Genomic DNA, 17,271 nt, shown 5'->3' with positions numbered 1-17,271 from the left:
TCCCATGTTTGAACGCCTGCTCAACCAGACGCTGCGCACGTCGATCGCCAGGCGTTGGCTGGTGGTTGTGGCCGCCATCCTGATCACCCTCTGGGGCCTGTCGATCCTGAGCCGGATGCCGCTGGATGTGTTCCCCCAGTTCGCTCCGCCCCAGGTGGATGTGCAGACCACAGCCGATGGTCTGGCGCCCGAAGAGGTGGAACAACGCATCACCGTGCCGATTGAATCGGCCGTCAACGGACTGCCGGGAGTGGAAACGGTGCGCTCCTCCTCGAAGGTGGGGCTCTCGATGGTGCAGGTGGTGTTTGCTCAGAACGCCGACATCCACCGGGCGCGTCAATCGGTGGCGGAACGCCTGCAGCAGATCGAGGTGGAGCTGCCCGCCACTGCCAGCGCCCCGGCCATCTCGCCACTCGTGTCGCCGCTGGGCACGATCCTGCAGTATGCCTTCACACTCAAAGGCGGCGGCCCCACCACGGCGATGGAGCTGCGCCGGATCGTTGCCACCACCTTCAACAACCAGATCCTGGCGGTGCCCGGTGTCTCCCAGGTGACCCTCTACGGCGGCGAGGAGGCCCAGCAGCAGATCCAGATCGATCCCAAGCAACTGCGGGCACGCAATGTTTCGCTGCAAGCCGTGGCTGAGGCGGCCGCCGCCGCCAGCGCCAATGCCCCGGGCGGCTTTCTGATCGCAGGCGGGCAGGAGAAACTGATCCGCGCCAGCGGCCAGGCCAGCAGTCCTGGGGAGCTCGCCGATTCCGTGGTGATGGATCGCAACGGTCAATCGCTGCGGCTTGGTGATGTTGCCGAGATGCGGTTGGCCAGCGCCCTCAAACGCGGCGATGGCAGCTTCAACGGCACGCCGGCGGTGGTGCTGATGATCAACAAACAGCCGGACATCGACACGCCAAGGGTGACCCGCGAGGTGGAGCAGCGAATCGCCGCCCTCAGCAAGACCCTGCCCGGCGACATTCAGCTGAAGCGCAGCTTCCGGCAGGCCAGTTTCATTGATACGGCGATCAGGAATGTGGCCAGATCGCTGATCGAAGGCATCGCGATTGTTGCGGTGGTGATGGTGCTGTTTCTGATGAACTGGCGCACCGCTGTGATCACCCTCAGTGCCATCCCCCTGTCGTTGCTGATCGGCCTGATGCTGATGCATGCCTTTGGGCTGGAGATCAACACCATGACCCTCGGTGGGCTGGTGGTCGCCATCGGCTCGGTGGTGGACGATTCCATCGTCGATATGGAGAACTGCTACAGCGGGCTGCGCCGCAATCAGGTGGCCGCCCAGCCCAGGAATCCCCTGGAGGTGGTGTACGAAACCTCGGTGGAGGTGCGCCAGCCGGTGATTCTCTCCACCGTGATCATTGTGGTGGTGTTCGCGCCGATCTTCAGCCTCACGGGAGTGGAAGGGCGGATCTTCGCGCCGATGGGACTGGCCTACCTGTTCTCGATCGCCGCCTCCACCCTGGTGGCGCTCTCCCTCACGCCGGCGCTCTGCGCGATTCTGCTGGCGAACACGCGACTCCCCGCCGAGAACACCTGGATCGCCACCTGGGCCGAGCGGGCTTACCGGCCCCTGCTGGAGAGGGCGCTGATCTCCCCCAGACGGGTTCTGGCCGCAGCGCTCGCGGTGGTAGTGGCGTCCTGCACCATCCTGCCCAGCCTCGGGCGGGTGTTCCTGCCGGAGTTCCGCGAGACATCCCTGGTGAATTCGATGGTGCTCTACCCAGGGGTGTCACTGGAGATGACCAACCGCGCCGGTCTGGCCTTGTCCAACACCCTCAAGGCCAGCACGCTGTTTGAGTGGGTGCAGGTGCGCGCGGGGCGGGCCCCGGGCGATGCCGATGGCGCCGGGGTGAACCTGGCCCATGTGGATGTGGAGTTGAGCGATGCGGCGATGCAGAATCGCCCTGCCGCCATCGCCGAACTTCGAGCAGCCTTCCTGAAGCTGCCTGGCGTGGCTCCGAACATCGGCGGCTTCATCTCCCACCGCATGGATGAGGTGCTCTCAGGGGTGCGCAGCGCGATCGCGATCAAGATCTACGGACCCGATCTGGCGGAGCTGCGCAGGATCGGCGAGCAGGTGCGTGACGCGATCGAACCGATCGAGGGGGTGGTGGATCTGCAACTCGAACCCCAGTTGCCCATCCAGCAGGTGCAGATCACTTTCGATCGCAAGGCCGCCACCGCCAACGGACTGACGATGCAGCATCTCGCTGATGTGGTGGAGATCGCCCTCAACGGCAAGACGGTGGGCCAGGTGGTGAGCAACCGCACCGATCGCACCGATGTGGTGGTGATGCTGCCCGAGCCATCCCGTAACAGCCTCGATGCCCTGCGGGCTACTCCTATCGCTACCCCCGCCGGCACCATGCTGCCACTGGGATCCCTGGCCCGGATCGACAACGGACTTGGCGCCAATGTGGTCAACCGGGAGGATGTGTCCCGCTTGATCGTGGTGTCTGCCAATGTCAGCGGCCGGCCGCTTGGCACGGTCATCGGCGACATCCAGAACACCATCAACAACACGATCAAACTGCCAACTGGGTACCTGATCCGCTACGGCGGGCAGTTCGAATCGGAGGAGCGGGCCACCGCCAACCTGGTGCTTTACAGCGCACTGGCCACGGTGGTGATCGCCGTGTTGATCTTCGTGTCCGTCAAATCTCTGCCGGCCACGATTGCCATCCTGATCAATCTGCCCCTGGCCCTTGTCGGTGGCCTGGTGGCCATCCTTCTCACCGGCGGTGTGTTGTCGGTGGCCTCCCTGATCGGGTTCATCACCCTGTTCGGGGTGGCAGTGCGCAACGGCCTGCTGCTGGTGGACAATTACAACCGCCGACATGCCGAAGGCATGGAGCTCAAGGAGGTGATCCGCGCTGGCAGCCTCCAGCGCCTCAACGCCATCCTGATGACAGCCCTCACCTCAGCCCTGGGCATGGTGCCGCTGGCCCTGGCCTTCGGGGCGGGCAACGAAATCCTGCAACCCCTGGCGATTGTGGTGCTCGGAGGCTTGATCACCTCCACCACCCTTACCCTGCTGGTGCTTCCAGCTCTCTATGCCGCCTTCGGCGGCTGGTTGCTTCCTCGCCGTAGCCCCGAGTGACAGACCTGTCGTGACCAGCCTCCGTTGCCTTGCCGATGATCTCTGGGTTGCTGAACAACCGCAGACCTACTTCGGCCTGAGCATCGGCACCAGGATGACAGTCATCCGCCAGCGGCATAGCAACAGATTGGTGGTCGTTTCGCCAATCCAGCCATCTGCTGAGCTCGAACAGGAATTGGCCGCGCTGGGTGTCGTCAGCGATATCGTGGCGCCCAACGCCTTCCACCATCTCTATCTCAAGGCATTCAAACAGCGCTTCCCCCAGGCAGTCCTGTGGGGTCCGCCCGTCCTGAGGCAGAAATGTCCCTATCTGGAGCTGGATCGTCTTCTCAGCGCGGAAGCCCCCTCCCCATGGCCAGAGATGCTGCTGTGCGGCCTGACGGGGCTCCACACCTTGGGGCCCACAGGGCCGTCACCCCTTCACGAAGTGGCCTTTTGCCACACACCCAGCAGGACCCTCATCCTCACGGACAGTGCCTTCAACTTCGATGCCTCCGCTCCCTGGCTCACCCGGTTCATCACGCGGATAGGCGGCGGTTTCAATCGCCTGGAGCCCACCATTCTCGAGCGACTGGCCACATCCGACAGGGCTTCCCTGGCCAGGGCCCTGCAAGATGTCCTGCAGTGGGACTTCGACAGGGTCATCGTGGCCCATGGGGCCATTGTCGAAACGGGCGGCAAGGAGAGCCTCGCCAAGGCCTACATGGCCTTTCTCGGTGGCAGCCTCGAGCTCTGCACCGGAATCCCACCCATCACTGAAGCCCATCCACCATGAAAGCCGTTGTCTACGACCGCTACGGGCCGCCCGAGGTGCTGCGCATCGAGGAGATCGCCACACCCACGCCCAAAGACGACGAAATCCTGATCCGGACCCACGTCACTACCGTCACATCAGCGGACTGGCGGGTGAGGAGCCTGACGGTTCCGACGGGCTTCGGGCTGATCATGCGGCTGGTGTTTGGTATTCGAAAACCCAGGCAACCCATCCTCGGCTCGGAGCTGGCCGGCGTTGTCGCCGCGATCGGCAACGACGTCACCCGGTTCAAGGTGGGAGAGAGGGTGTTCGCCTTCAGCGACGCCCGCATGGGCTGCCATGCCGAGGTCATCTGCCTGCCCCAGGACGGCCTGGTGGTGGCCACACCGCCCGGACTCACCGATGAAGCGGCCGCCGCCCTTTCCTTCGGCGGAACAACGGCCTTGGATTTTCTGCGCCAAGGCAAGGTTCAGGCCGGCGACAAGGTGCTGGTGAATGGGGCCTCTGGAGCTGTGGGTACAGCCGTTGTGCAGCTGGCCCGGCACTTCGGAGCCGAGGTCACCGGGGTGTGCAGCATGGCGAACCGCGATCTGGTCATCGCTCTGGGCGCGGCCCACGTCATCGACTACACCAAAGTGGATTTCACCCACAACGGTGAAACCTATGACCTGATTGTCGATACGGTCGGCACGGTGACCTATTCACGCTGCAAGCGGTCACTGAAGGATGGGGGGCGCCTGCTGATGGTGGTGGCCGGGTTGCCGGACATGCTGCTGGGCGTGTGGGTGTCGCTGATCAGCCGCCACACGATCATTGCGGGGCCTGTTGCTGTGAAACGCGACGACCTGCTCCAACTGGCGGCACTGGCAGAAGCAGGAGACATCCAACCGGTGATCGATCGGATCTATCCGTTTGAACAGATCGTGGCAGCCCACCGTTATGTCGACACGGGACGAAAGAAGGGGAATGTCATCATCTCCGTGCGCGACCCGAGCTAGTCACCCATGGCAAAGTCCGAGGCTTTCGCGCGCATCAAGGGTCAGGTGCTGAGGATTGTCGCGACGATTCCCGAATCGAAGCTCACCACCTACCAATCCATCGGGGAGCATCTGGCCGTGATGCCCAGGCATGTTGCGTACATCCTCAGCCAGCTGGATGACGGTGCAAAACTGGACGTGCCCTGGTATCGCGTCGTGTCAGGGGATGGCCGCCTTGGCGCGTCCAAACGGGGTCCCTACGGCGACAGCCAAGCGCAGCTGCTCGAACGGGAAGGCATCGCCGTGGTGGGAAATGCGGTGCAGCCGTCGCTCGAGGCGTTCTTTCTCCCATGCCAGGAACTGGGCCATGGCATCCCCAGACAAGAACGCCCCGCGGCGCCGCAGGGCGTGAAACGCGTCCGAGGTTGCTGACAGAGGAGTAATGTAAAGGAAACAGAAAGGCACAGACCACCGTTGCTGCTTGCTACGTGCTGGTCTGATCTTCTTCAAGGGAAGGCGAGATGAAGGCCGCGATAAAGAAAAGCTATAGCCCCAATGGCGGGCGGCCGACACCCCTTCAGGTCGCAACCAAAGCCCAAGCCACCTTGCCATTTGAGTTGGCGCTGACGGAGCGGACAAAGGAACTCAACTGTCTCCAGCAAATGGAGCAAATCATCGCCGCCAGTGAAGGAACACTTGACGACATTCTTTGGCAGACGGTTGAGGCCATTCCGAAAGCCTGGCTGCATTCCGCCAACACCGTCGCCAGGATCACCAAGGGGTCCAAGGTCTATCAGACTGGCGACCTGGATCGTTGTCAGTCGGTTCAGTCAGCCCAGATCAAAGCCAACGACCACCTCTACGGATTAGTGGAGGTTGGCTACACCGAACGCTTTGATGGGGCCGCCAAAAGTCCTTTTCTGGCGGAAGAAAGGGTGCTGCTCGACACGATCGCGATACGGCTCGGCAGCCTGATCACTCGAGCGATCGCCGAGGAGGAATTGATCAAAACCCTCAAAGAAAACGAGAGGCTATACAAGAAGTTGCTGACGGTCCTTGGGGGGATGGCAGAGATGCGGGATCCCTACACCGCGGGCCACCAACAAAGTGTGGACAAACTGGCCTTGGCCATCGGGGTGGAACTGGGACTCCCGGTGCGGCAGCTGGAAGGCCTGCAATTGGCCGCCTCCGTCCACGACATCGGCAAAATCATGGTGCCAGCGGAGATTCTCTGCAAGCCAACAAAACTGACCCGCCATGAATACGACCTGATCAAGGACCATGCCCAAGCGGGCTACGACATCCTCAAAGACGTGGACTTTCCTTGGCCGATTGCCCGCATCGTCCTTGAACACCACGAACGGATGGATGGCAGCGGCTATCCGAATGGGATCCCTGGCGATGAACAACTGCTGGAATCCCGCATCGTGGCCGTCGCCGACGTGGTGCAGTCCATGTGCGCCCATCGCCCCTATCGTGCCGGCCTCGGCAGCGATGCCGCCCTGGCGGAGATCACCAAAAACCGAGGCAAGCTCTACGACCCCGAGGTGGTGGATGCCTGTCTGCGGCTGTTCAACGAGAAGCGGTATGTCTGTGGGTGTTGACCACTGAAGGGAACCTCTCAATGACCGCCGGGTGCCACTGGCCGCTTCGTCTCTTGCCAGGGGTTGATCTGCGCGGGGAACTTGAGGCGATGGCCAAGGAGGATCCGAGGCTCTGCGGCTTCATCGTCTGCGGCATCGGCAGCCTTGAGAATGCCGTGCTTCGCTTCGCTGATGAAGCTGAAGGCGTGGGCCTGGCAGGTCCGCAGGAAGTGGTGTCGCTGGCGGGCAGCGTCAACTGCGATGGGGCCCACCTGCACTTGGTGGTCGCCGACTCCGTAGGGCGAACACGTGGCGGGCACCTCTGCCACGGCAGCCGGGTGCGCACAACCATGGAAATCCTGCTGCTCTGCCCGGAGGGCTGGGCATTGGGCCGGGAGCGGGATGCCGCCACCGGCCACCTGGAGCTGACGATCAGCCCATCGCGGCCGCGCCACCCACCACTTCCAGGATCTCCTGGGTGATGGCCGCCTGGCGGGCCTTGTTGTAGTCGAGGGTGAGGGTCTTGGCGAGCGCCTTGGCGTTGTCGCTGGCGTTGTTCATGGCCGTCATCCGGCTGGCCAGTTCGCTGGCGGCCGCTTCCTGGAGGGAGCGCAGCAGCTGGTTGGCCAGATAGAGGGGCAGCAGGGCATTGAGCAACTGCTCGGGACTCTGCTCGAACACGAAGTCGGGCTGGAGGGCCGGCTCCACGTTCTCCACCGTGCCGACCTCAACGCCGAGGCGGCCATCACGGGTGATGAGACGGAAGATCTCGTCATCCGAGCTGGCGATGCCCTGGGGATCGAGAGGCAGCAGGGTCTGGACCACCGGCTGGGAGCTCACCAGGTTGATGAAACGGGTGAACACGATCTCGACCCGGTCGGTACTGGCCGAAAGAAACTCGGCGAGCACTTCGTTGGAGATCTCGTTGGCATCCTGGGAGGTGGGAACCTGCTCCAGGCCGGTGAAGGTGGCCCGGATCGGGTAGGAGCGGTTGGTGAAGTAGGTGATGGCCTTGCGGCCCATCAGCACCATGTCCACCGCGAAGCCCTGGGCCTTGAGCTCGGCGAAGCGCTGTTCGGCCCGGCGGATGACGTTGGCGTTATAGCCACCGCAGAGGCCCCGGTCGCCTGTCACCACCAGCAGGGTGATGGTGCCAACGGGACGGCGCTCAGCCAGCAGGGGGGAATCGGCCCCCTCGAAGCCCATGCGGGATTCCAGGTTCTGCAGCACCCGGGCCAGGCGATCGGCGAAGGGGCGGGTGCGCAGCACCTGCTCCTGGGCACGACGCACCTTGGCCGCGGCCACCAGCCGCATGGCTTCGGTGATCTTGCGTGTGTTCTTGACCGAACTGATCCGGTCACGGATTGCCTTGAGATTGGCCATGGGTGGAAATTCCTCAGGCGGCGGCCAGCATCGAGGAGGTGACCTCTCGAATGGCCTCCTTGAGCATGGCTTCGGATTCGTCGCTCAGCACCTTGTCGGTCTGGACCTTGTTGATGAACTCGGGCTTGCTGTTCTTGAGGTACTCGCGCAGCTCGCGGGCGAACTGGGGCACCAGGTCCACGGGCACGTCATCGATCAGACCCTTGACGCCTGCATAGACCACCGCCACCTGCTCGGCCAGGATCAGGGGGCTGAACTGGGGTTGCTTGAGCAGCTCACGCAGACGCTTGCCCCGGGCCAGCTGGGCCTGGGTGGCGGCATCCAGATCGGAGGCGAACTGGGAGAAGGCGGCCAGTTCGTCGAACTGGGCCAGCTCCAGTTTCAGGGTGCCGGCGATCTTCTTGATGGCTTTGGTCTGGGCGGCGCCGCCCACCCGGCTCACCGAAATGCCCACGTTGATGGCGGGCCGCAGGCCGGAGTTGAACAGGTCGGAGCTGAGGAACACCTGGCCGTCGGTGATCGAGATCACGTTGGTGGGGATGTAGGCCGAGACGTCGCCAGCCTGGGTCTCGATGATCGGCAGGGCGGTCATGCTGCCCTTGCCCATGGCATCGGAGAGCTTGGCGGCCCGCTCCAGCAGGCGGCTGTGGCAATAGAAGACGTCGCCGGGGTAGGCCTCGCGGCCGGGGGGACGGCGCAGCAGCAGGGACATCTGGCGGTAGGCCTGGGCCTGCTTGGTGAGGTCGTCGTACACCACCAGGGTGGCCTTGCCCTTGTACATGAAGGACTCGGCGATGGCCGCACCGGTGTAGGGGGCCAGGTACTGGAGGGCAGCCGCTTCCGAGGCGCTGGCCGCCACCACCACGGTGTAATCCAGGGCGCCACGCTCACGCAGCACTTCCACCACGTTGGCCACCGAGGCGTTCTTCTGGCCGATGGCCACGTAGACGCAGACCACGTCCTCACCCTTCTGGTTGAGGATGGTGTCGATGCAGATGGCGGTCTTGCCGGTCTGGCGGTCGCCGATGATCAGTTCCCGCTGGCCGCGGCCGATGGGGATCATGGCGTCGATGGCCGTGATGCCGGTCTGCATGGGCTCATGCACCGACTTGCGCTGAATGATGCCAGGCGCCATCGACTCGATCAGGCGAGTCTCGGTGGTGGGGATCTCACCCTTGCCGTCGATCGGCTGGCCCAGGGCGTTCACCACCCGGCCCAGCATGGCGTCACCCACTGGCACCGCCGCGATTCGGCCGGTGGCCTTGACGGTGCTGCCCTCCTGGATGCCCAGTCCCTCGCCCATCAGCACGACGCCGACGTTGTCGTCCTCCAGGTTCAGGGCCAGGCCCTCGGTGCCGTCCTCAAACAGCACCAGCTCACCGGCCATCACCTGCTCCAGGCCGTAGACCCGGGCGATGCCATCCCCGATCTGCAGGACGGTGCCGACGTTGCTGACAGACACCGACTTGTCGTAGTCGGCGATCTGCTTCTTGAGAATGGCGCTGATCTCGTCGGGGCGGATGGAAACCATGGGTGGGAGTCCCCGGAGGGGAGGCGATGAAGTGAGAAGGAGAGAAGAAAGGGAGCGAAGCGCTAGCTCACGTTGGCGAGCGTCAGGCCGAGGCGCCGCACCTGACCGGCGAGGCTGGCGTCGATCACCTTGGAGCCGACGCTGAGGACGAACCCACCGATCAGGGCAGGATCCACCGCGAGGCTGATCTCCACCTTGTCGGTTCCGGCCACGACCTTGGCCTTCTCGGCGAGCAGGGCCTGCTGGTCGTCGCTCAGGGGGCTGGCGGAGGTCACCGTGGCCAGGGCGATCTGGTTCTGCTCGCGGTAGAGATCCAGGAGCCGCTCCAGGACGGCATCGAGGAACCCGATCCGCTGGCGGTCGGCCAGGAGCTTGAGCAGGTTGAGGAAGGACGGGGAGATGCTGCCGCCGAAGAGTTGCTCGAGGGCCGCCTTCTTGCCTTCGACTTCCAGGACGGGGGAGGCCATCGCCTCGCGCAGGTCGCTGGAGTCGTGCCAGAGGGCCAGGATCGCCCGGGCCTGATCGATCACCGCCTCGGTGTCGCCATTGGCGTCGCAGACCTGGAGGAACGCGTCGGCGTAGGGCGTGGTGATGGTGTTAAGCAGAGGCATCAGGCGTTCCCCATCGATTGAATGGACTGATCGATCAGCTGGGCCTGGGTTTTGGCGTCGAGGCGGCCGGGGAGGCTGGCGAGGGCCTTGGCGATCGCCATCTCGGCGGCCTCGCGCTGCAGCAGCTTGCTGACGCGGGAGACCTCGGAATCCAGATCGGATTTGGAATCCTGCTTGAGCCGCGCCATCTCCTCGACAGTGCGTTTCTCGGTCTCGAGGCGGATCGCCTCGGCGCGGACCTTGCCATCGGCGCGGATCTGCTCGGCGCGGGCACGGGCTTCACCGAGGCTGCTCTGGGCCACGGCGAGGGAGGCGCTGGCGGCGCTCAGGCGCTCCTCAGCGTCCTGGAGCTCCCCGAGGATCCGCTCGCGGCGGCGCTCCAGAATGCCTCCAAGGAAGCCCCGCAGAAACCACACCAGACCAGCGATCACGATCGCCAGGTTGATGATGTTGGTCTCGAAGACGTCGAGGTTGAGGCCGAAGGTGCCGTGGCTGGCAAACAGCGTCGTCACCGTGGAAAGAAGTGAGGAGAGAGTCATGAGGCAGGCAGCAGACGGTCGACGATGAGGTCGGCGAGCCTGTCGGCATCGGCCTCAAGAAGGCTCAGGGCATCGGACCGCTGGGCATCGATCTTGGTGCGGGCGCTCTCGCGGCTGGCCATGGCCTCCGCCTGGGCCACCGCCATGGCCTCACGGTAAAGACGATCGGAAGCCTGCTCAGCCTCAAGGATCACCTTCTGGGCCTCGAGGCGAGCCCCCTTCAGCTGCTCCTTGAGATCGGTCTCGAGGCGCACGGTCTGGGCCAGCTTCTCCTTGGCCTGGGTGCGGCTGGTGGCGATGTACCCCTCACGGTCCTCCACGGCCTTGCCGACCGGTCGGAAGAAAAGGCTGTTGAGGATGAAGGTGAGGAGCACCACCTGCAGCGCCATGAGCGGCAGGGTGGCGTCGAGGTCAAACAGACCTCCCTCGGGCGACCCTGCGGTCGCACCTGCCTCGGCAAGCAGAAGCCAGCTGGTCATGGGGCAAAAAGGCGGGCGATGGTGGAGGCGTGAATGGAGCCGGGGGTGGAGAAGGGCCGCAACGAATGCGCGGCCCTGTCATCCCCGCGACGGCCTCCGATCAGGAGAAGGGGTTGGCGAACAGCAGCACCAGGGCGACCACCAGGCCGTAGATGGTGAGCGATTCCATGAAGGCCAGGGAGAGCAGCAGGGTGCCGCGGATCTTGCCTTCGGCTTCGGGCTGACGGGCGATGCCTTCAACGGCGCCGCCGGAAGCGGTGCCCTGGCCGATGCCAGGACCGATGGAGCCGAGACCGACGGCAAGACCAGCAGCCACGACGGACGCAGCGGAAGTAAGGGAATCCATGGTGGGGTTAGAAATGTGGGGCGCCGGGGAAGCGCGGAAGGAACCTTGTCGAGAACCCTGCGCCGGGGACACCTGGGAAGGCGGGCCCGGATCGTGCCGGACCTGCGCGCAAGGAGTTTGCCAGACCGGGGGACCGGCCCAGCGTGGGCGGGAGCTAGTGGTGCTCCTCGTGGACAGCCTCGCCGATGTAGTAGGCAGCCAGCGTGGCGAAGATCAGGGCCTGAATCGCACTGGTGAAGAGGCCGAGGAACATCACCGGCAGGGGCACGATCAAAGGCACCAGGAACGCCAGCACGGCCACCACCAGTTCATCGGCAAGGATGTTGCCGAACAGACGGAAGGAGAGCGAGAGGGGCTTGGTGAAGTCTTCGACGATCTTGAACGGCAGCATGATCGGCGTGGGCTCCACGTAGTACTCGAAGTACCGGAAACCCTTGCGGCTCAGGCCCGCGTAGAAATAGGCCAGCGACACCAGCAGCGCCAGGGCGATGGTGGTGTTGATGTCGGCGGTGGGAGCACCCAGCTCACCGCTGGGCAGGTGGACCAGCTTCCAGGGGATCAGGGCACCGCCCCAGTTGCTCACGAAGATGAACAGGAACAGGGTGCCGATGAAGGGCAGCCAGTCGCGATAGGCCTTCTCGCCGATGTACTCGCGGGCGATGTCGCGCAGGTAATCCCAGAGGAACTCCAGCAGGTTCTGCACGCCCCTGGGGTCACGCTCCAGGCGGCGCGTGCCGACCACCACAACGGCAAGCAGGGCGCCGATCACGACCCAGGAGCTCAGGAAAACCTGGCCGTGGATCTTGTAATTGCCGAGCTGCCAGTACAGGTGCTGGCCGACCTCAAGGGCGGCGAAGGGAAGGGCGAAGGGCAACGGAGCCATCGGGGATAGGACCTGGCGGAACGTCGATACCGCCGAGGCGGCTGAAGGAGATAGGCGGTCAGGTGTCGAGGACGGCCTGAACGATCAAGGCGGGTTTGTAGAGGAGGAATCCCACCAGAGCCGGCAGGATTTCAAGGATGGGAAGCTTCGCGGCCGCCAGCACCAGCACCACCGGCACCAGCAGCTGGGCCTTGCCCACCCCCTTGGTTTCGACGCCGAAGCGGGTGACGCTGCGGGCCAGGAGGCGGAGGTACAGGAGACCCGCCAGGGCTCCCACCAGCAGGCTGAACGCGGTGGGAAGGTCGAACCACAGGGCCGTGATGGGCACCGCCAGGGCGGTGGCACAGACCGTGGAAAGAAGCATCCGGCGCTGCAGCCGCAGGTAACCGTCCATGCCGTTATTCACCGACGAGGAAACGTTGGTGTCTTCAGGCTGGGGTGAAGCGTCGTTGGTCGGATGCCCTGCGACCGCTTCGGCCGACGTCTCCGCGGGGGGAACGGCATCCGGAGAGGGGGTCAGGGCAGCCTGCAACCGTCGAGGCTCTGTCTTGGCGTGCGGACTTTATCACTCGGCCCGTTCAGGCTCTAAGCAACAGAAGCACCTGCTCCGCCAGCAACCGCCGCGCCGCCGACAGCCGCTCTTCGGGGCCCTGGTCCAGGGCAAGCGCCCCGATCGGCGTGCCGGCGGGGGCCACTTCCAGCGCCTCCATCAGGGCGAGCTCGGACTCGGTGATGGTCAGGGGCCGCAGCTCCGGCCCCAGCAAGGCGGTGGACGGCCAACCCCACAGACAACGGTTGCGCTCGCCGCCGGCCGCCAGCAGGACCGCGTCGCTCCAAACTTCCGGCGCCGCGACCACTGCTCCGTCGTCGTCCTGGCGCCGCAGGAAGAACTCGAAATGGCTGACGTCGGGATCCAGGTTCTCCACCAGGGCCCACTGCTGCGCTGGCGGCAACGCCTGGGCCCTCTCCAGCAGCTCCCCCCGCAGCAACCGGGCCGGATCCCAGACCTCGGGATTGGAGAAACCGGCGAAGCGGACCCCGGGCTGATCGATGAAACGGAACAGGCGCGCCAGGTCGTAGCTGGTCTCCTGGGGGTGGAGATACATGTCGGCGAAGTTGGCATCGGCGGCGGTGTCGAGGGCCCAGCGCTGCTCGTGATGCCGCCGCAGGCGGTTGGTCTCTGGAAGGGTGGTGAACAGCTCCCGCCCCAGCCGCAGGCCCGCCGGGCCGGTGCCCACCCCCATCAGGGCCAGGGCCCGCTGGGTGCGGTGGACCTCCCAGCGGCCGCCATCGGCATAGAGAAAGAGGTGCAGCAGGCCCCCCGGCCGCAACAGGGGGATCAGGGCCCGCAGGCCCTCCTCAGGTTGGTCGAGGTGATGCAGCACTCCCACGGAGTTGATGTAATCGAAGGGGCCCTCCCCCGCCAGGTCCAGCAGGCTGCGCTGCTCGATGCGCAGCTCCGCCACCTGGCCGGCGGCTCCGGAGCGGGCGGTGCGCTCCCGGGCCACCGCCAGGGCACCGGCGCTGATGTCCACCGCCAGCACGGCGGCCCCCGGGTTGAGATGGCAGAGGTAGTCGGTGCTCACCCCCGTGCCGCAGCCGGCGTCGAGGATCCGCCAGGGGCGCGGCGCCGGCGGCAGGGCCCCGTCGACGGACGCCACGACGCTGTCCACACACCAGCGCCAGTTGTACCCCGGTGGCGGGCCGTCCTGGAGGGGGTCCCCCGGGTAGGGGAAACGGTCGTAGAAGGCGCTCACCACCGGTGTGGCGGCATCCAATGGGGCCTCCGGGGGGTGATTCATCCGTGCCTAGGTGCGGGGTCCGGCAGCATTCCACGGCGCCGGCCGCCGTTCAGCCTGAGCCTCAGGCAAGGCTGCAAACATTTGTTCATCCCCCGCCGGGGGGCCAGGGGGGCAGCCGTAACGTGACCCAGCCCGGCTCGCTCTCGTTCATGACCGTGACCGCCAGCAGCGGCAGCACCAGGGTCGCCCCCCAGCGCTACGACACCCTGCCGCTCTCCAGCGTCCGGAAGGCGGAGCAGCAGGACCGTTTCCCCGACGGCGGCGAACTGGATGCCCTGACCACCTTCTTCCGCAGCGGCCAGATCCGCGTCGAAGCCGCCCGACGGATCTCCGCCAACGCCGACGCGATCGTGGCCCGGGCCGCCAACCGCATCTTCACGGGCGGCACCCCCCTCTCCTACCTCGACGCCCCCCTCAGCACCCCCAGCGCCGGGGCCGCCGATGGTGTCGCCCTCGCCGCCGACCAGGCCGCCTTCCAGCGCTCGGTGCGCACCTTCGCCCAGGGCTCCGGGGGCAGTGGTCTGCTCGGCCGGATCCTTGAGGGCGTCCAGGCCGACGCCGACGTGCGGGTCGTTCTGCCCAGTGGCTTCAGCCCCATCTCGGTGGCGATCTACGGCAACGCCCGCATGCGCAAGTCGCTGCGGGACATGGCCTGGTTCCTGCGCTATGTGGGCTACGCGGTGATCGCCGGCGATCCCAGCATCCTGGCGGTGAACACCCGCGGCCTCCGCGATGTGCTCGAGAAGGCCTGCTCTCTTTCGGCCACGAACGTGGCGCTCCAGGAGATGCGCGCCGCCGCCGCCGGCCTGTTCAAGGGCGAGGCAGAAGCCCGCCAGCTGGTGATCGACTGTTTCAACGTGCTCCTCAAGGAGCTCGAGGTGGCCACCCCCTCCACCCGCGCCCGCCTCGGCAGCCCCGTCAACCAGGGGCTGCAGCTTCCGGCGACCTATGCCCTCGCCGCCGAAGGTGCCCAGCGCTTCGTGATGCGGCCACGCCTATCCGGCGCTGAGAAGGCCGAGATCATCCGTGCCGCCTACCGCCAGGTGTTCGAGCGGGACATCGTCAAGGGCTATTCCCAGGTGGTCTGCCCGGTGGAGGCCACCCAGGTGCGCCAGGGCCAACTCTCGATGCGGGAGTTCATCCGCGCCCTGGGCCGCAGCAAGGTCTATCAGCGGCAGTTCTATGGCCGCTTCTCCAACAGCCGGGTGGTGGAACTGGCCTTCCGCCATTTCCTCGGCCGCGGTGTCAGCTCGATCGAGGAGTTCCGCCAGTACTTCGCCATCGTCAGCGCCAAGGGTCTGAACGGCCTCGTTGATGCCCTTGTCAACGGCATGGAATATGCCCGGGTCTTCGGTGAGGAAACGGTTCCTTACCTTCGCGACATCGGCGAGGAAGCCCAGGAGAGCGCTGGCTGGGGGTCCAACCGCAACCTCTTCCGCTTCAGCGCCCCGTTTGAGGGCGCCCCCCAGTACATCACTCTCTACGCCTCCTACCGCCAACCCCTCGCCGACCAGCACCCCTACGGCGGCGGCAACGATCCCCTGGCCCTCACCTACGGGGCGATCTTCCCCTCCAGCACGGCCTCGGTGGCCACCCGGCCGGCGCCCTTCAGCTACGACACCCGTCGGATCCTGATTGGCAACGGCATGGCCCAGCCCGGGCCCATGGACAGCGCCCAGTTCCGCAAGGCCGTCCCACGCCGGGTGGGTCCGAAGGTGGTACGCCTGCGGCAGATCGCCACCGGCGGCAGCTCCACGCCCCGTCGCGGCGGCCAGCCCAGCATCCGTGGCACCGAATCCAGCACCCAGGCCGTCATCAATGCGGTCTATGTGCAGGTGCTGGGCACCGCCGGCTACGCCGGCGAGCGCAACAAGGTGGAGGAGATCAAGCTTGAGAACGGTGACATCAGCCTGCGGGAGTTCGTGCGCCAGGTGGCCCGCTCCACGGCCTTCCGTCGTCGTTACTGGAGCAACCTTTACATCACCAAGGCCATCGAGGTGATGCACCGCCGCCTGCTCGGCCGGCCCAGCTTCGGCCGCTGGGAGATCAACGCCTACTTCGACACGGCGGCCCGTAAGGGGTTCTATGGCGTCGTTGACGCCATGCTCGAAAGCCGCGAATACAACGACTGTTTCGGCGAGGACACCGTCCCCTACGAGCGCTTCATCACTCCGGCCGATCGCAATGCCCGCCGGGTGCCAGGCCTGGTGGAAACCCTGGTGCCGGTCGCCGACATCACCCCCCTCCAGCGTCCCACCGTCCCCGTGGCCCAGGCGCTACGCACCGTGGGCGATCTGGTGCCGCGCAACCTGACGGCGAGGCCAACCGTGCGCGGGCAGTGGAAGGCCGATGTGGCCGGTGGCCAGAGCACCACGGCCCCATCCGGGGTCCCCAGTGGTCCCCAGACGGTCAAACAGCCGCCGGCCCCCACCCGCAGCTGGAGCCAGTCCCGCTGGCAGCCCGGCGGCGGATCCGCCCCGGTCTGGCGCAGCGGCGTCTCCACGACGGGCGGCAGCAATGGTTACTTGGCCCCCGCCAGCCTCGGCATCGCCGGCAACTGGAAAGCCTCGGTGGGCACCAGCCTGCTGAGCGGCGCCGCCGTGGCTCCCGACGGGGCGATGGCCAAGGCCCTGCGGCCCGGCTCCCCCCAGGGCTTCAGCCGTCGTCAGAGCCTGTCGCGTCCCGTGCAGCTGCTGAGGGATCCCAGCGAAACCCAGGTCCAGGAGGTGGTGCAGGCCGCTTATCGCCAACTCCTCAATCGCGTGCCCTTCGCCGCCGAACGGCAGATGGATCCCGAATCCCAGCTGCGGGACGGCCAGCTTTCGGTGGCCGAATTCGTGTCCCAGATCGCCGGCAGTGATCTGTTCCAGCAACGGCTCCAGCGCATGGCCCCCCTGCGGGCGGCCTCGGCCGCCTACCTGGCCCTGCTCGGCCGTGCCGCCATGCCCGCCGAAGTGAGCCAGTTCCTCGCCACCCGTGCCACAGCCGGCCAGCAGGCCGCCGTGGCCGAACTGCTCAACGCCCGGGAATACGCCACGGCCTTCGGCCAGGACACGGTGCCCTACCTTCGCGGCCTGGCCACCGAAGATGGCGTGCCCCTCACCACCGTGAACCGCACCGCTTCTCTCTATGGCGGCAATGGCGGTCTCACCCCCTCGGTGAGGGGCGCGATCTGATTGCCTCCCAGCCGATCGAGGCTCGCCCCTGAAGGGAGCGGTCCCCATGCTTTGAGCGATCCCCCGGGTCAGCCCCGGGGGGTTTCTTATGGCCT

General features: G+C 65.8%; 16 protein-coding genes. 7 read left to right on the top strand and 9 right to left on the bottom strand.

Annotated features, from left to right (window positions below):
- Positions 1–4: 4 nt before the first annotated feature.
- The 6 genes from KBY95_RS03755 (at position 5) to KBY95_RS03730 (ending at position 6,908) form a co-directional block, all read left to right on the top strand.
- Entirely contained in the window at positions 5–3,112 is a 3,108-nt protein-coding gene (locus tag KBY95_RS03755; RefSeq protein ID WP_254963418.1) for an efflux RND transporter permease subunit, read from the top strand.
- The gene (locus KBY95_RS03750) at positions 3,066–3,887 is read left to right on the top strand and encodes a DUF4336 domain-containing protein (RefSeq protein WP_254963417.1); all 822 of its coding nucleotides are present in this window, start codon (positions 3,066–3,068) and stop codon (positions 3,885–3,887) included. The genes KBY95_RS03755 and KBY95_RS03750 overlap by 47 nt, the downstream gene beginning before the upstream one ends.
- Positions 3,884–4,864: an NAD(P)-dependent alcohol dehydrogenase gene (locus KBY95_RS03745; RefSeq protein ID WP_254963416.1), complete on the top strand. Its 981-nt coding sequence runs from the start codon at positions 3,884–3,886 to the stop codon at positions 4,862–4,864. Before KBY95_RS03750 ends, KBY95_RS03745 begins: the two co-directional genes overlap by 4 nt.
- Positions 4,865–4,870: 6 nt before the next feature.
- A complete protein-coding gene (locus KBY95_RS03740; RefSeq protein WP_254963414.1) occupies positions 4,871–5,275 on the top strand; it encodes an MGMT family protein in 405 nt (134 codons plus the stop codon).
- Positions 5,276–5,364: 89 nt separating this feature from the next.
- Positions 5,365–6,447: an HD-GYP domain-containing protein gene (locus KBY95_RS03735; protein ID WP_254963412.1), complete on the top strand. Its 1,083-nt coding sequence runs from the start codon at positions 5,365–5,367 to the stop codon at positions 6,445–6,447.
- A gap of 53 nt (positions 6,448–6,500) precedes the next feature.
- Positions 6,501–6,908 (top strand): PPC domain-containing DNA-binding protein, encoded by a 408-nt coding sequence (locus KBY95_RS03730; protein WP_254963410.1) that lies wholly within the window; start codon positions 6,501–6,503, stop codon positions 6,906–6,908.
- Here KBY95_RS03730 and KBY95_RS03725 read toward each other — a convergent pair.
- The 9 genes from KBY95_RS03725 to KBY95_RS03685 form a co-directional block, all read right to left on the bottom strand.
- On the bottom strand, positions 6,859–7,809 hold the full coding sequence (locus tag KBY95_RS03725; RefSeq protein WP_254963408.1) for a F0F1 ATP synthase subunit gamma: 951 nt from the start codon (positions 7,807–7,809) through the stop codon (positions 6,859–6,861). The two genes, KBY95_RS03730 and KBY95_RS03725, sit on opposite strands and share 50 nt — an antisense overlap.
- A 13-nt stretch (positions 7,810–7,822) precedes the next feature.
- Positions 7,823–9,340 (bottom strand): F0F1 ATP synthase subunit alpha, encoded by a 1,518-nt coding sequence (atpA, locus tag KBY95_RS03720; protein WP_254963406.1) that lies wholly within the window; start codon positions 9,338–9,340, stop codon positions 7,823–7,825.
- Between the two features lie 62 nt (positions 9,341–9,402).
- The gene (gene atpH, locus KBY95_RS03715) at positions 9,403–9,951 is read right to left on the bottom strand and encodes an ATP synthase F1 subunit delta (protein ID WP_254963405.1); all 549 of its coding nucleotides are present in this window, start codon (positions 9,949–9,951) and stop codon (positions 9,403–9,405) included.
- A complete protein-coding gene (locus tag KBY95_RS03710; protein WP_254963404.1) occupies positions 9,951–10,490 on the bottom strand; it encodes a F0F1 ATP synthase subunit B in 540 nt (179 codons plus the stop codon). The genes atpH and KBY95_RS03710 overlap by 1 nt, the downstream gene beginning before the upstream one ends.
- On the bottom strand, positions 10,487–10,969 hold the full coding sequence (locus KBY95_RS03705; RefSeq protein WP_254963403.1) for a F0F1 ATP synthase subunit B': 483 nt from the start codon (positions 10,967–10,969) through the stop codon (positions 10,487–10,489). Before KBY95_RS03705 ends, KBY95_RS03710 begins: the two co-directional genes overlap by 4 nt.
- A 100-nt stretch (positions 10,970–11,069) precedes the next feature.
- A complete protein-coding gene (gene atpE, locus KBY95_RS03700) occupies positions 11,070–11,315 on the bottom strand; it encodes an ATP synthase F0 subunit C (RefSeq protein ID WP_015110594.1) in 246 nt (81 codons plus the stop codon).
- A 154-nt stretch (positions 11,316–11,469) separates the two neighbouring features.
- A complete protein-coding gene (gene atpB, locus KBY95_RS03695; RefSeq protein WP_254963402.1) occupies positions 11,470–12,198 on the bottom strand; it encodes a F0F1 ATP synthase subunit A in 729 nt (242 codons plus the stop codon).
- 58 nt (positions 12,199–12,256) lie between these two features.
- Positions 12,257–12,592: an ATP synthase subunit I gene (locus KBY95_RS03690; RefSeq protein ID WP_254963401.1), complete on the bottom strand. Its 336-nt coding sequence runs from the start codon at positions 12,590–12,592 to the stop codon at positions 12,257–12,259.
- A 184-nt stretch (positions 12,593–12,776) separates the two neighbouring features.
- A complete protein-coding gene (locus KBY95_RS03685; RefSeq protein ID WP_254963399.1) occupies positions 12,777–14,000 on the bottom strand; it encodes a bifunctional 2-polyprenyl-6-hydroxyphenol methylase/3-demethylubiquinol 3-O-methyltransferase UbiG in 1,224 nt (407 codons plus the stop codon).
- A gap of 149 nt (positions 14,001–14,149) precedes the next feature.
- On the opposite strand from KBY95_RS03685, the gene KBY95_RS03680 reads away from it, so the two are divergent.
- Complete coding sequence (locus KBY95_RS03680; RefSeq protein ID WP_254963397.1) at positions 14,150–17,176, top strand: phycobilisome rod-core linker polypeptide; 3,027 nt, start codon at positions 14,150–14,152, stop codon at positions 17,174–17,176.
- Positions 17,177–17,271: the final 95 nt, after the last annotated feature.

It is taken from the genome of Cyanobium sp. Aljojuca 7A6 (assembly GCF_024346455.1).
GTDB lineage: Bacteria > Cyanobacteriota > Cyanobacteriia > PCC-6307 > Cyanobiaceae > Cyanobium.
The sequence above is the reverse complement of the archived record's forward strand: the minus strand, read 5'-3'. Positions and strand labels throughout refer to the sequence as shown.

Coding starts and splice junctions, on each gene's coding strand:
- atpE (WP_015110594.1), bottom strand. CDS start 11,315: ATGGATTCCCTTACTTCCGCTGCGTCCGTCGTGGCTGCTGGTCTTGCC.
- KBY95_RS03680 (WP_254963397.1), top strand. CDS start 14,150: ATGACCGTGACCGCCAGCAGCGGCAGCACCAGGGTCGCCCCCCAGCGC.
- atpA (WP_254963406.1), bottom strand. CDS start 9,340: ATGGTTTCCATCCGCCCCGACGAGATCAGCGCCATTCTCAAGAAGCAG.
- KBY95_RS03690 (WP_254963401.1), bottom strand. CDS start 12,592: ATGGACGGTTACCTGCGGCTGCAGCGCCGGATGCTTCTTTCCACGGTC.
- atpH (WP_254963405.1), bottom strand. CDS start 9,951: ATGCCTCTGCTTAACACCATCACCACGCCCTACGCCGACGCGTTCCTC.
- KBY95_RS03745 (WP_254963416.1), top strand. CDS start 3,884: ATGAAAGCCGTTGTCTACGACCGCTACGGGCCGCCCGAGGTGCTGCGC.
- KBY95_RS03755 (WP_254963418.1), top strand. CDS start 5: ATGTTTGAACGCCTGCTCAACCAGACGCTGCGCACGTCGATCGCCAGG.
- atpB (WP_254963402.1), bottom strand. CDS start 12,198: ATGGCTCCGTTGCCCTTCGCCCTTCCCTTCGCCGCCCTTGAGGTCGGC.
- KBY95_RS03685 (WP_254963399.1), bottom strand. CDS start 14,000: ATGAATCACCCCCCGGAGGCCCCATTGGATGCCGCCACACCGGTGGTG.
- KBY95_RS03710 (WP_254963404.1), bottom strand. CDS start 10,490: ATGACTCTCTCCTCACTTCTTTCCACGGTGACGACGCTGTTTGCCAGC.
- KBY95_RS03725 (WP_254963408.1), bottom strand. CDS start 7,809: ATGGCCAATCTCAAGGCAATCCGTGACCGGATCAGTTCGGTCAAGAAC.
- KBY95_RS03705 (WP_254963403.1), bottom strand. CDS start 10,969: ATGACCAGCTGGCTTCTGCTTGCCGAGGCAGGTGCGACCGCAGGGTCG.
- KBY95_RS03735 (WP_254963412.1), top strand. CDS start 5,365: ATGAAGGCCGCGATAAAGAAAAGCTATAGCCCCAATGGCGGGCGGCCG.
- KBY95_RS03750 (WP_254963417.1), top strand. CDS start 3,066: ATGCCGCCTTCGGCGGCTGGTTGCTTCCTCGCCGTAGCCCCGAGTGAC.
- KBY95_RS03740 (WP_254963414.1), top strand. CDS start 4,871: ATGGCAAAGTCCGAGGCTTTCGCGCGCATCAAGGGTCAGGTGCTGAGG.